The sequence below is a fragment of the Loigolactobacillus iwatensis genome (genome assembly GCF_003950295.1).
Lineage (GTDB): Bacteria > Bacillota > Bacilli > Lactobacillales > Lactobacillaceae > Loigolactobacillus > Loigolactobacillus iwatensis.
On record NZ_RHNP01000015.1, the window covers coordinates 17,337 to 31,258 of the forward strand.

Genomic DNA, 13,922 nt, shown 5'->3' on the forward strand with positions numbered 1-13,922 from the left:
AGTATTCTAAACTAAAGCGTATTTGAAAAAGTATACGAAATTGTGTTTGTGGTGTGCTTAGGCTCAATTGTTGGTAAGATGCTTGAAAAAGTAGTTTTCAAACACTCCACTCCACTAGGTCACTGCCATTTAAGCACATGACAATTAATCTGAATAAGGATCAAAAAAATGAAAAAAATTGAAAAAGCAGCACTATTTTTAAAACAGCACCGGCAACTATTTCGTTGTCCTGTTTGCCAAGCGGCCTATACATCGGTAACGGATAAAAGCATTATTTGTCCTAATGGTCACCGACTTGATTTAAACAAAAAAGGGACCCTCTATTTTTTGCGGCGGGCAATTGCTCCTGAATACGACAAAGAGATGTTGCTTTGCCGTCGGCGCATTTTGCAAGCGGGTCTTTTCGATCCTTTTGTTGATTTGATCAAGACACAGTTACCTCCCGCAGCCACTGCTTTAGATGTTGGCTGCGGCGAAGGGACAACGCTGAATCAAATGGAGGACCAACTTGCAACTGCGGTGGGTTTTGATATTTCAACTGATGGTATCAATTTAGCAACACAACAAGCAACTAAGGCTTTTTTCTGTGTCGCTGATCTGGCCCACCTACCTTTTAATGAGCACACCTTTGATGTTATCTTCAATATCTTCTCACCGTCTAATTACCATGAATTTAGCCGAATTTTACGGCCAGCGGGGAAGGTCATCAAAGTAATTCCAAATGCTGATTATCTGAAGGAACTGCGGCAGGCCCTATACGCCGATGATGCGCAGAACAAGACTTATTCCAACGAGGCTGTGTTAACTCATTTTAAAGAAAATTACGCAAAAGTAACGGCAAAGCAAGTTAATTACCAGTTTCCACTGACTCCTGCTTTAAGTCATGACTTGTTGTACATGACACCTTTACATTGGCACGCAAAACCAGAACGCATTCAAGGGGTTTTGGCCGAACCGTTTTCAAAAATAACCGTTGACGTCACGGTTTTAACGGGTGAAAAATAATTTAGACCTCATCAAGAAATGTCATCAATTTGTAATTTTAAACGGTTGTTAAAGTGATAGGTGGGTGTTATATTAGTGGTAAGGAATTTTTTTCATTGACTTTTATCAGAATAACCTTTAAGTTTTGATAAAAATGAGTGATTAATACTTCACTAACGTAGCGTTTCGCCGTGCCCACACCGAAGCGATACGTTTTTTTGTTGTCTTTTTTACGTAATGTGTCATTTAGTTTATACTTAAAAGTAAATTTAAAAAAGGAAGTTCACGTTATGACGAATCATATTGCACTTTATGAACCACTGATGCCAGCTAATACAGGAAATATTGCCCGAACTTGTGCGGCAACGGATACCCACCTTCATCTAATTGAACCACTGGGCTTTTCAACGGATGATAAGCATATGAAGCGTGCCGGCCTTGATTATTGGAATAAGGTTGATATTACTTATCATGAAAGTCTGGACGCTTTTATAGCGTCTTTACCCGCAAACGCTAAGTTATATTTAATTAGTAAATTTTCTTCTAAAGTTTATTCTGATGTCGATTATACGGATACGCAATTAGATCATTATTTTTTGTTTGGGAAGGAAACAACTGGTTTGCCAGAGCCGTTTATGCGGGAAAATCCAGAAAAAGCGTTACGAATTCCGATGACTAACAAAGTGCGGGCGTTAAATTTATCAAATACAGCTGCCATTATTATTTATGAGGCTTTACGGCAACAAAGTTTTGCTGGTTTAGAGCGGAGTCATACTTACGAACACGATAAATTAAAATAACCAACGATAAAGGAGACAATTTTTGAAAACTTTAGTTGTTGCGGAAAAACCGAGTGTTGCCGAATCACTGGCAAAGGTTTTAAGAGCAGATCAAAAGAGTCGGCATTATTATGAGGGTCAAGATTACATTGTAACTTGGGCGTTAGGTCATTTGATGACGCTAAAAATGCCGGAAGATTACAAAAAGGAATGGCAAACTTGGACCTTTGATACCTTGCCGTTGCTACCAAAAAAAATGGAAACTAAGCCGTTGCCTAAAACGCGCGCACAATTAAAGGCCATTCAAACGCTAGGCAAGCGGTCAGATATTAAAGAAGCAGTTATTGCAACTGATGCTGGCCGTGAAGGTGAGTTAGTTGCCCGTTGGATTTTAGAGTATATTCGTTTTAATAAACCAGTTAAACGTTTGTGGATTTCGTCGCAAACGGATAAGGCAATTAAGGATGGATTTGCACATTTACGTCCGGCTAAAGATTACGATAACTTATATTCTGCGGCTAAGGCACGTGCTACGGCCGATTGGTTAATTGGATTGAACGTTACCCGAGCGCTAACCGTAAAATACAACGATAATCTATCGGCTGGCCGGGTTCAAACCCCAACTTTAGGGTTAGTAGCTAAACAAGAGGCACTGATTAATCAATTTAAGCCCCAAATGTACTATACTTTGAGCTTTGTGACCAAGCATGGTGACGCACAAATGCAAGGTAATCCACGTCTGACTTTAGAAAAGGCTCAGGCTCTCCAACTTGAATTACAGGACGAAACGGCGTTAGTGACGGAGATTAAGGCGAAGAACAAACGACAAAAAGCACCATTACCTTATGATTTAACTGAATTACAGAAAGACGCTAATCAACGTTATCAATTTTCAGCAAAGAAGACACTTAACTTGTTACAGACGCTTTATGAACAATATAAAGTAGTGACGTATCCGCGGACTGATTCTAAATATTTAACCAGTGATTTAAAGAATACGATGCAGGAACGTTTAATTGCAATTAGTCGTTATGAACCTCAACCTCAGGCTAAAAAATTAGCGGCCAAAAAGGCACCAGTATTGCAACAACAAGTTTTTAATGATGCTAAAGTCGGCGATCATTATGGGTTAATTCCCACTGAACAAATGCCCCAGGCTGAGCGTTTTTCCAACGATGAACAGAAAATTTATAATTTAATCGTTGAGCGCTTCATTGGTTTATTTTTACCTGACTATCAAGAAGCGCAGCAGCAATATTCTTTACGGCTAAAAACAACGACTTTTGTCCTCAAAGTGACGCAAGTGACCGTTGCTGGGTTTAAGCAAGTTGAGTTAACTTCACAGAATATTACGCAATTTAAGAAGGGGACGGTAATGGCCGGTAAACTTACGTTAAATAAGCAATTAACGCAAGCACCGAAACCGCTCAGTGAAGCAACGTTATTAGTCCAAATGGAAAAAGATGGTTTAGGAACGCCAGCAACACGAGCCGAGATTATTGAAAAAATAATTTCCACCGGTTTGATGGAGCGAACTGGGCGGCACGTAAAGGTGACGCCAAAGGGTAATCAGTTGCTTAAATTAGTTAATCCCAGCCTAACGTCACCTAAATTAACGGCACAGTGGGAAACTGAATTAGAACAAATTGCTGCAGGACAGTTATCACAACAGAAATTTGTCACGCAAATTCGTGACGCAACAGTTGACTTAGTTAAAGAAGTTAAAAACAGTTCGGCTGATTATAAGGACTTTAATTTAACGGCCAAGGTGTGTCCTAAATGCGGGGCCCATTTACGTGAAAAGCAAACCCGTAATGGTGTATTATTAGTTTGTAGTAATCAGAATTGTGATTATTATCGCCGTCGTGATCCTAAGGTAACCAATCATCGCTGTCCGCAATGTCATAAAAAGATGATCTTGCTGACTGGTGAGAGGGGGGATTACTTTAAGTGTACTAATTGTAATTTGACCCAAAAGGTAACTGATATTAAAAAGCACAAAAAAATGAGTAAACATGAAGAGACGCAACTGTTAAAGAAAGTTAATGCAGATGATGAACCACAGGAAAGTCCGTTAGCGCAAGCGTTGAAGGCCGCAATGGCCCGAAAATAGCAAGGAGGAAGTCCAGTATGAAAACCAAGGCGGAACCAATTATTGTTGAACATTTCCATTATGACAGTGTAGATTCCGACACTAAGCCCAAAACCGACGTTCAGGTTTCGTTAACGGAAGTTGAAGCAACTGGGGATGGTGCCGAAGAAAAGATGGCTGCAGGAAAGATTTTTCAGTTTTCAGTTCCATTTACGGTTACTCTGGATGGTTTTCAAGTTAGTGGCTTAATTCGGCGAATTGTTCAGTTGTTGGATTTTAATGGGGAGCCTAGTGATATTTCGGCCGAAGAAATGCAAAAATTATCCCGGCCACTGGTAGAATATATTGAAACCTTAACTTATCAAGTCACGATTGTTGCCATTGATCATGGTGTTCAACTGGATTTTCAACCTAACGATGCAGATTCTGATAAGCAGTAATTACTTGACGTACGATTATTTCAAATAAAGCGCAAGACAAAGATCAGCTTAACCACATTACTTAGGCCGTGTTTGAACATTACTTTTGTTAGCCCGTTTCTGACCAATTTGGTTGAAGCGTACTTGAAAAAGTAGTTCCCGTTTTTTTCAATCACGACTTCAGTTTGTTAAAATTAGGGGCTACTAGCCACGTGGTTTAAGCAGTAAATTGACTTTGTTTTGTGCTTTTTTATTGAATACCAATATAATCTGCTTTTGTTGCCTGTTCTTTAATTAAATAACGTTAAGTTTTCTTCCGGTGCAAACAAAAGTTTGTGTATAATGGGTGAAGAAGTCTTGAAAGTAGGTGTTTTTGTGGCAACTCAAAAACCACGACGTAAACGAACAACACGTAAACGTCAAAGTACGGCCACACGAAAAAGAAAAGCTAAAAGAACAACGCGTTCCGTAAACGGAATTGGTGTTTTCTTTATTTTAATTAGCATTTTTGCAATTTTTAAATGGGGTTTTATCGGGAATCTATTCGCCAATTGTTTTCGCTTTTTAGGTGGTGACACTTTTCAATTTTTGGCCGCGTTACTGGCCATTTACGGCCTATTTCTATTAGTAAGCGGTCGGGGACCTGTACTGCCTAAGAAGCAATTGGCAGGGCTTAGTTTGGCCTACCTTAGTTTGTTACTGTTACTAGAAGCACAATGGTTTATTCAACTAAATCTCCACAGCCATTTTTGGAGTGTCGCTTGGCGATTCTTAATGGCCGATTTTCAAAAAGGTAGCGTAACTGTTACGCTAGGCGGCGGAATGACTGGGGCTGCTCTTTATAGCTTAAGTTATTTTTTAGTGGCTCAAATTGGTACTTATATTATAGCCGGATTAGGTTTACTAGCCGGTGTGATGCTGATGCTGGATATTCCATTTCAAGCAATAACCAAGTTGTTAACTGGCTTGGTAAGCGGCATTAAGCATTGTACTCAGTGGTTAATTAGTGGCCTACAAACGCTTGCTCAGGCGGTTAGAAGGATTGTTCCTAGTTGGTCGACAACGTTACGACCACCAAAAAAGAAAGCCGAGAAGCCGGCGGTTATGAAAAAGACACCCGTGACAGTGGACAAAGATTTACCAAAGCCAGTTGCACAAAAGGCCGCAGACGCTGCACCAACGATTAATGTTGCCACACAGCAGAGCCAACAACAGGCAACGGTTGATCCTATTTCGTTAGCAAAAACCACGGCTACAAAAGAAGAGACACCGGCCCAAACATTGGTTCAACCAACGATGACGGCTAGCGATTATGTCCTTCCTAGTCCTGATTTATTACAGGCAATTCCACCAACTGATCAAAGTGATGAGTACCGGGCAATTAAAAAAAATAGCGTTAAGCTGAAACAAACTTTTGATAGCTTTGGAATCGATGTTGAAGTGAAAAATGTTAACTTGGGGCCGGCAGTTACTAAGTATGAAATAAAGCCGGCGATTGGTGTTAAGGTCAGTAAAATTGTTAGTTTAACGGATGATTTGGCACTAGCACTTGCAGCAAAGGATGTCCGAATTGAAGCGCCAATTCCTGGTAAGTCCTTAATTGGAATTGAAGTTCCAAATCGACAGATCTCAACGGTCTCTTTTCGTGATGTGATTGAATCCCAACCGAAACACCCAGGAAAGCCATTAATAGTGCCAGTTGGACGTGATATTTCTGGTAATGTGATCATGATTGATATCACTAAAATGCCCCATTTATTAATCGCTGGGGCTACCGGTAGTGGTAAGTCAGTTATGATTAATGACATTATTACGGCAATTTTGATGGCGGCCAAGCCTGATGAAGTTAAGCTAATGATGATTGATCCTAAAAAGGTTGAGTTGTCCGTTTATAACGGGGTACCGCACTTAATTACCCCAGTCGTTACTGATGCCAAAAAAGCGGCTCAGGCACTGCACAAAGTTGTTGCCGAGATGGAACGACGCTATGAATTATTTGCTCAGTTCGGTAAACGTAATATTACAGAATATAATCAAGGCATTCAGCAGCAAAATCAAACTGCTGATGAAAAGCAACCAACAATGCCGTATATCATTTCAATTGTTGATGAATTAGCGGACCTGATGATGGTAGCGTCAAATGAAGTTGAAGACGCCATTGTGCGCTTGGCGCAGATGGGACGTGCTGCTGGAATTCATATGATTTTAGCGACGCAACGTCCCTCAGTTGATGTTATTACTGGTTTAATTAAGGCTAATGTTCCCAGTCGGATGGCCTTTGCAGTTTCATCAGGCGTTGATTCGCGAACAATTATTGATAGTACAGGGGCCGAAAAATTATTAGGGCGCGGGGATATGTTATACTTACCAATCGACCAGAATAAGCCAATTCGTGTTCAAGGCGCGTTTATTGCTGCTAAAGACGTTGAGGCCGTTGTTAACTTTATTAAAGAACAACAAACGGCCGAATACGATGATAATATGTTACCTGATGATGAAAACAAAGAAGAGTTAGATAATCCTGACGATGAGTTATTCCCAGATGCCGTCCAATTAGTTGCAAAGTTACAGACTGCAAGTATTTCCATGCTGCAACGTCGATTTCGAATTGGTTACAATCGTGCTGCACGGATGATTGACGAAATGGAACAGCGTGGAATCGTTGGACCTTCAGAAGGTAGTAAGCCACGAAAAGTGTACATTCGCGATCAAGACGATGCGACAAAAGAATAAGAGGATTGCATGATTTTTGGTAATCTCGTATGATTATAGTATCCTAAAAAATTAGGCGGTTTAAAAATAGGAGGATTTTCTTTGATACAAACTTTGACCGATGGTGTCACTTTAAACGTTATACCATCAAAGCAGTTCAAAACAATTAGAGTTGTGCTGACCTTTTTGGCACCCTTAGATAATAAGACAATCACAAAGCGTTCATTGTTAGCTAGTTTACTAGAAACTAATAGTGCCGACTACCAAACCCAGACTGATTTAGCAGCCAAGTTATCGGCGATGTACGGTGCAAACTTTGGTATTTCAGTGAATAAGCGCGGGAACGCCCATTTCTTTACCGTCACTTTAACGCTAACTAATGATAAGTTTTTACCGGTGCAAACTAATTTGTTAACCGAAGGGCTTGAGTTCTTAAAGTCAGTTTTATATCGACCTAACATTGTTGACAATGCCTTTGAGGCAGCCACTTTTCAGCGGGAAAAAGAAAATATGACCGCCTATTTGGCGTCGGTTTACGATAATAAACAGGCTTTTGCCAGTTTGAAATTACAGGCCCTCTATTTTAAAAATGATGAAAATCAACGCGTTCCTAGCTTTGGTAGTCAGTCTGTTTTAGATCAGATTCAACCAGATGAGCTTTACCAGTATTACCAAAAGATGTTACGTGAAGATCAAATCTTGATCAATGTTTTAGGCGATGTTGATGAGTCCGTTGTTCGTGAAGCGTTTGCTGGCTTTTCTTTTGCGGCGCGGCAAGTACCAACAATGCCACTTTTTTATCACCAACCAGTTTTTGATCAAATTCAGGAAGAAACCCAAACACAGGCAGTTGTACAGGGAAAACTAAATTTGGCCTACCAAGTTCCGACCTATTATTACGAACCGAATTATTTACCAATGTTGGTTACTAATGGTATTTTTGGCGGTTCACCGTTGGCCTTACTATTTACCAATGTTCGTGAAAAGGCTAGTTTGGCCTACTATGCTTCTAGTTCCTACGATGCTTTTCGCGGGATAATTACCGTGCAAACTGGAATTGATTCAAAAAATAAGACTCAGGTACTAGAAATTGTGGCCAAACAGCTTGCTTCCGTTCAAGCGGGGGATTTCAGTGATGATCTAATCGCTAAAACTAAGGCAATGATTATTAATCAGTATATTTCTGGATTAGATAGTACGGGGTACTTAACAAATCAACAGTTAATTCAAACGCTGGTACCTACATCCAAAATAGCTATTGCTGATTTCCAGCAGCAAATTATGTCAGTTACGAAACAACAGATTCAAGCGTTGGCTAAGCAGATTAAGTTACAGGCCATTTATTTTCTAAATGGTGAAGGAGGACAGGCCTAATGCAGGTTAAGCACTATAAAAATCTTGATGAAACACTTTATACGGAGACTTTGGCTAATGGCTTAAAGGTGGCGCTTTTACCTAAGGCTGGCTTTCACAAAACTTACGCTGTATTTACCACTAATTACGGTTCCATTGACAGTAAATTTGTGCCGTTGGGTCAACAAGAGCTAACAACGGTGCCAGACGGAATTGCACATTTCTTAGAACACAAAATGTTTGATAAAAAAGATGGCGACGTATTTGAAGTATTTGGTCGTTATGGCGCTAGTTCAAATGCGTTTACTAGTTTTACACGAACCAGTTACCTTTTTTCGGCGACAAACCATGTTCAGGAGAATTTAGCGACTTTATTAGATTTTGTGCAAGATCCTTACTTTACTCCGAAAACGGTTGCTAAAGAAAAGGGGATTATCGGACAAGAAATTGAAATGTACGATGATGATCCGAATTGGCGTTTGTTCTTTGGAATTGTCCAAAATCTTTACCCTAAACATCCCGTAAGAATTGATATTGCTGGTACGGTGGAATCCATCGCCAAGATTACTGCAGATGATTTATACCTTGCTTACCAGACGTTCTATCATCCTAGCAACATGAACCTGTTTGTTGTCGGGAACATTGATGCAAATGAAACTTTAAAATGGATAACGGCAAATCAGGAGACTAAAACTTTTGCACCTGCCGCACCAATTCAACGCCAATTTCCAACTGAGGCAGTTGATGGCAGTGATATTATTCCTTATCGAGTGATTGAAATGCCGGTTAACCGGGGCAAGAGTGTTGTTGGAATTAAGGGTCTAGATCAAGTTAAACAAGATCGTAGTGGACTCGTTTACCGAACAACTTTAAATTTATTGTTTGATCTGTTATTCGGCGATTCTTCTGCTAATTACCTGCGACTTTATGATAAGGGCGTTATTGACGATACGTTTGGTTATGAACTTAACGTTGAGCGTACTTTTCATTTTGCGGCCTTAAGCGGTGATACGGATAATCCACAGGAGTTGTCAGACGCAATTATTGCTATTTTGGATCACGCTGCGGCAAGCCCAGAATTAGCTACGGATCGTTTAGAATTGGTTAAAAAAGAAGCGTTAGGTCGTTTACTGCAATCATTTAATAGTCTAGAATTTATTGCTAATGAATATTCAGGCGATCATTTTGGGGATGCAACATTATTTGATCTTGTCCAAATTATTGAGCAAATTACTTTAACTGACGTTAAGCAGGTTGCCAAAAGTTTTATTCGCCAAGAGGCAATTAGTGTATTCCATATTGAACCCAAAGAAGGTTAAAAGATGCATCAATCAGCATTAATTATTGGCGCTTCAGGGGATATTGGTACAGTGGTGGCAAGGCGATTAGCTAAAGCCGGCTGGTCACTATATTTACATTATTTTCATAGTGAGCAACGGGTTTTGCAGTTACAGGTGGAATTACAGCAGACTTATCCGAAACAGGATTTTTTCGTCTTGCAGTACGATTTAACTGAGGAAACGCATTTAGATGAGCTAACTGAACGATTATTTCAGGTTGATGCGTTGATTTTTGCGGCGGGGATAACAACGTATGGTTTATTTTCCGAGACGACTAGTCAACAAATTGAACAGTTGTGGGAAATGCACATCAAATTACCGATGTTATTATGCCAACGATTGGCACCTAAATTAGCTAAAAATCAGTGCGGGCGAATTATTTTTGTGGGCTCTGTCTATGGTGGCAGTGGTAGTGCAATGGAAGTTGGTTACAGCACGGTTAAGGGGGCACAATCGGCCTTTGCCAATGCGTACGCCAAAGAAGTTGCTTCCCTAGGAATTACAGTTAATGTCGTTGCACCAGGTGCTGTCGATACCCAAATGAATAAGCAGTTTTCAACAGCGGCGAAAGAAAATCTAAAAATGGAAATTCCGGCTAGTCGTTTAGCGCAGCCAGATGAAATTGCCTATTGGGTCGCGGCATTACTAGATCCTGCTGCTGGCTATTTAACTGGTCAAACGATTTATGTGAGTGGTGGCTGGCGTAAATAAAAGAAATTCTTAATGAAACGGGCTTTTAGGTTATGCTATACTAGAATTGAATTTTTGTGAAAAGGGCTGTAGGTGAAAATAAGCAATGAGTGAAATCGGACAGAAATTACGTGATGCACGTGTTGAAAAGGGTTATACCCTGGATGATTTACAACAGATCACTAAAATCCAAAAGCGTTATTTGATCGCAATTGAGGAAGGGCACTTTGATCAGTTGCCTGGTGATTTTTACGTACGTGCGTTTGTTAAGCAATACGCAGATACCGTTGGGCTTGATAGTGAAGAGTTATTAACTGAATTTAATGACACTATTCCGCAGGTACGACCCCAGGAAGAAACAACTCCGGCAGCAGGTAAACCGGATACGCGAACGGCCAGTCGCCCATCTAATCAGGTGCTGGGCCAATTACAGCGTTATTTACCGACGATTATAGTGGTCGTCGTCGTAATTATTATTTTAGGCGTTGTTTTTGCTTTTACTCGCGGTAACCGGCAGCAAAGTAAGGCTGTTATTGATAGTTCCTCTGTCTCAGTTTCAGTCCAATCTAGCTCAAAGAAACAGTCGAGCTCAAACGGATCTAGTCAAAGTCAGGCTAAAAAGGCAGCTAAGAAGCAAACAAAGGCGGCCACACCAAAGCTTGAGAATTTGACAAATACGACAACAACGGCAACCTTTAACTATACGAATGCGCCGACAACTAACAAACTGGCTCTCTATGCGGATGATTCTAAACAGGCATGGTCTTCAGTTACTGCTGGTGGTAAGACGGTTTGGCAAGGAACGTTGAAATCGGCCGAACAGACGATTAATTTACCGGCAGGAACAACCTCCTTTGTGATTCAAACCGGAAATGCGACGAACACCAAGGCTAAGTTAAATGATAAAACCGTTAATCTTGATCCGAAGAATGTTGGCGGAATTGTTAAGAAAATTACGATTAACATTCAAAACGCGGCCAATGCTACTAGTAGTTCTACTACTAGCTCGGCGGCGTCAAGTAGTTCAGTTGCCAGTCAAGGTACGAGCACACAGAGTAGTTCAGTAGCACAACAAAATACAACTAGTACATCCGCTACGACAACACGTTAATTGTTAAGTGAGTGGGCAAAGGCAAATTATAAGTGAAACTCTTATGATTGATTTTAAAAGAAACCTTTGGTCGCTCTTTTTTCTTGGCCGCTAAATAAAGATAGCGCTTTGAGCACTACGTAAGTTTATTACGGGGTAGAACTGATTTAAAATTAAGGAGGAATCCTCATGAATTTACCAAACCGTTTAACTGTCATTCGAATTTTTTTAATCCCTATTTTTATACTGGTTGTTCTTGTCCCTTGGAGCATCGGTAGTGTGGCCATTGCTGGGACTTCAATTCCTTGGACCCAGGTTATTGGCACATTGATTTTTATAGTTGCGTCATTGACCGATTTAATCGATGGCCGCATTGCTCGTGGCCGCCATTTAGTCACAAATTTTGGTAAATTTGCTGATCCGTTGGCCGATAAAATGTTGGTTATGACGGCCTTTATTATTCTAGTGGGCATGGGCAAGGTACCTTCTTGGGTTGCCTCAATTATTGTTTGCCGTGAGTTAGCCGTGACAGGTTTACGCCTACTTTTGGCCGAGAGCAATGAACATGTTGTTCTTGCGGCAGAAATGCCTGGAAAAATAAAAACAACGACTCAAATGCTAGCCATTATCTTTTTATTTCTAAATAATGTTTTCTTTAATAATATTCATTTTCCAATGGCGTTAACTTTACTTTATATTTGCCTGTTCTTTACAATTTATTCAGGCATCCAGTATTTTTACGAAAGTCGCCATATTTTTGCGGATTCATTTCATTAAGTAGGAACCGAATGACAGAACAAACGAAGTTAGATTTTAAAATTAATTTAGACTAAGGTACTTTAATTCAGATTAGTGCTAATAATTTTAGAACTAGACGTTTGTTCTTTTATTTTACTTATAATTGCTCAATAGGTTTCTGAACTTTTTCGATAATTAATTTTAGAATAATTAGCCAGGGGAGTGGTTGAAAAAGTGCACAGGAACCTGCCTTTTCAATCACGTTTACACCAAATTAGTCAGGAAAATACTAATAAAGGTCTTTTTTAAACCTTTCCTGGGCAAAAATAATCAGTCATTTTTTGCAGAGGTTACTAAGTGTGGAGGATAAAATATGCGTGCAGAAATTATTGCAGTTGGAACAGAAATACTTTTAGGTGAGATTACGAACACAACGACACCCTTTATTGCTCGACAATTGGCCGATTTAGGGATTGATGTTTACTATCAGAGCGTTGTGGGTGATAATGCAGATCGTTTGGAACAGGCAATTCAACTTGCGGATACGCGAAGTGATTTAATTATTTTAACTGGTGGACTAGGACCAACTAAAGATGATTTAACAAAACAAACTTTGGCGAAGCATGTAAATGAAAAATTAGTGATTAATGACGCGGCCATGGACGTCATTAATCAGTATTTTGTGCGGGCACAGCACCCAATGACGGAAAATAATCGAATTCAAGCAATGCTGCCCGAGCATAGCCAGCCACTGGATAATCCTGTCGGTATGGCCGTTGGTGCACTCTACAAAGCAACTAAGCATACTTACATGTTATTGCCAGGACCGCCAAGTGAGCTGATCGCAATGTTTGAACAATCTGCTCGGCCCGTACTAGTAAAACTTTACTCACAGAATAATGTTTTGGTTTCCCGGGTTTTACGGTTCCACGGGATTGGGGAGTCGGAATTAGTTACGCGTTTGGCCGATCTAATTGATCACCAGACTAACCCAACCGTTGCTCCTTACGCAAAAACTAACGAGGTAACCTTGCGAATTACTGCTGAAGCAAAGCAAGAACAACTTGCCAATCAAATGCTGGATCAAATGGAAATTTCAATTAAAGCTCAGGTTGGAGATTATTTTTATGGTTACGGTGAGCATAATTCCTTGCCAGCCGTAGTAGTGAACTTACTAAAGCAGCGCCAGTTGTCAATAACTGCGGCCGAGAGTTTAACTGCTGGCATGTTTCAAAGTGAAATTGGTAGTATCGCTGGTGCATCGAGCATTTTTAGTGGCGGTTTTGTAACTTACTCCTTGGCCGAAAAGGCACATTTACTAAATATTCCTACGGCCGATTTAAAGAAATTTGGTGTCGTTAGCGAAGAAACAGCGATTGCAATGGCCCAGCAAGCTAAGGCTACATTACAAACTGATATTGGGATTTCCTTTACTGGTGTGGCTGGGCCTGACGAGTTAGAAGGCCAGCCAGCCGGCACAGTTTATATTGGTGTCGCGTATCGTGATCAGGCGCCGGAAGCACATTTGTTCCATTTTTCGAGAACACGTAATTTTGTTCGGCAACAAAGTGTTTTAACTGGTTTCGATTTGTTACTGCATAAGTTGCAGGCCGATAAATAAAAGTGAGAACACTTGTTCACTTTATTCTTGCTTTTTTGAATTTAGTTCTGTATCATTGTTAATGAAATTGGTGAATAATTCACTTTTAACAAGGAGGATATCGC

General features: G+C 40.2%; 11 protein-coding genes. All 11 read left to right on the plus strand.

From position 1 onward, the window contains the following. Window positions 1–168 precede the first annotated feature (168 nt). Window positions 169–1,005 (plus strand): methyltransferase domain-containing protein, encoded by an 837-nt coding sequence (locus EKM98_RS05245; RefSeq protein WP_125981045.1) that lies wholly within the window; start codon window positions 169–171, stop codon window positions 1,003–1,005. A 269-nt stretch (window positions 1,006–1,274) separates the two neighbouring features. Next, window positions 1,275–1,784, plus strand: coding sequence for a tRNA (uridine(34)/cytosine(34)/5-carboxymethylaminomethyluridine(34)-2'-O)-methyltransferase TrmL (trmL, locus tag EKM98_RS05250; RefSeq protein ID WP_125981047.1), 510 nt, complete (start codon window positions 1,275–1,277; stop codon window positions 1,782–1,784). Window positions 1,785–1,806: 22 nt separating this feature from the next. Beyond that, complete coding sequence (locus EKM98_RS05255) at window positions 1,807–3,876, plus strand: DNA topoisomerase 3 (RefSeq protein WP_125981049.1); 2,070 nt, start codon at window positions 1,807–1,809, stop codon at window positions 3,874–3,876. A gap of 17 nt (window positions 3,877–3,893) precedes the next feature. Beyond that, window positions 3,894–4,295, plus strand: a complete 402-nt coding sequence (locus EKM98_RS05260) for a DUF1149 family protein (RefSeq protein WP_125981051.1) — start codon at window positions 3,894–3,896, stop codon at window positions 4,293–4,295. Between the two features lie 354 nt (window positions 4,296–4,649). Next, window positions 4,650–7,007 carry a DNA translocase FtsK gene (locus tag EKM98_RS05265; RefSeq protein WP_225418526.1) on the plus strand — a complete coding sequence of 786 codons (2,358 nt, stop codon included), beginning with the start codon at window positions 4,650–4,652 and terminating at the stop codon, window positions 7,005–7,007. Window positions 7,008–7,088: 81 nt separating this feature from the next. Beyond that, window positions 7,089–8,360, plus strand: coding sequence for an EF-P 5-aminopentanol modification-associated protein YfmF (gene yfmF, locus EKM98_RS05270; RefSeq protein WP_125981055.1), 1,272 nt, complete (start codon window positions 7,089–7,091; stop codon window positions 8,358–8,360). Further along, window positions 8,360–9,658 carry an EF-P 5-aminopentanol modification-associated protein YfmH gene (yfmH, locus tag EKM98_RS05275; protein ID WP_125981057.1) on the plus strand — a complete coding sequence of 433 codons (1,299 nt, stop codon included), beginning with the start codon at window positions 8,360–8,362 and terminating at the stop codon, window positions 9,656–9,658. Before yfmF ends, yfmH begins: the two co-directional genes overlap by 1 nt. A 3-nt stretch (window positions 9,659–9,661) precedes the next feature. Then, on the plus strand, window positions 9,662–10,390 hold the full coding sequence (gene ymfI / locus EKM98_RS05280) for an elongation factor P 5-aminopentanone reductase (RefSeq protein WP_125981059.1): 729 nt from the start codon (window positions 9,662–9,664) through the stop codon (window positions 10,388–10,390). Window positions 10,391–10,475: 85 nt separating this feature from the next. Then, entirely contained in the window at window positions 10,476–11,480 is a 1,005-nt protein-coding gene (locus tag EKM98_RS05285) for a helix-turn-helix domain-containing protein (protein ID WP_125981061.1), read from the plus strand. A 168-nt stretch (window positions 11,481–11,648) separates the two neighbouring features. Beyond that, window positions 11,649–12,236 (plus strand): CDP-diacylglycerol--glycerol-3-phosphate 3-phosphatidyltransferase, encoded by a 588-nt coding sequence (gene pgsA, locus EKM98_RS05290; RefSeq protein ID WP_125981062.1) that lies wholly within the window; start codon window positions 11,649–11,651, stop codon window positions 12,234–12,236. 334 nt (window positions 12,237–12,570) lie between these two features. Then, complete coding sequence (locus EKM98_RS05295) at window positions 12,571–13,818, plus strand: competence/damage-inducible protein A (RefSeq protein ID WP_125981064.1); 1,248 nt, start codon at window positions 12,571–12,573, stop codon at window positions 13,816–13,818. Window positions 13,819–13,922 lie beyond the last annotated feature (104 nt).

Coding starts and splice junctions, on each gene's coding strand:
- EKM98_RS05245 (WP_125981045.1), top strand. CDS start 169: ATGAAAAAAATTGAAAAAGCAGCACTATTTTTAAAACAGCACCGGCAA.
- trmL (WP_125981047.1), top strand. CDS start 1,275: ATGACGAATCATATTGCACTTTATGAACCACTGATGCCAGCTAATACA.
- EKM98_RS05260 (WP_125981051.1), top strand. CDS start 3,894: ATGAAAACCAAGGCGGAACCAATTATTGTTGAACATTTCCATTATGAC.
- yfmH (WP_125981057.1), top strand. CDS start 8,360: ATGCAGGTTAAGCACTATAAAAATCTTGATGAAACACTTTATACGGAG.
- ymfI (WP_125981059.1), top strand. CDS start 9,662: ATGCATCAATCAGCATTAATTATTGGCGCTTCAGGGGATATTGGTACA.
- EKM98_RS05285 (WP_125981061.1), top strand. CDS start 10,476: ATGAGTGAAATCGGACAGAAATTACGTGATGCACGTGTTGAAAAGGGT.
- pgsA (WP_125981062.1), top strand. CDS start 11,649: ATGAATTTACCAAACCGTTTAACTGTCATTCGAATTTTTTTAATCCCT.
- EKM98_RS05295 (WP_125981064.1), top strand. CDS start 12,571: ATGCGTGCAGAAATTATTGCAGTTGGAACAGAAATACTTTTAGGTGAG.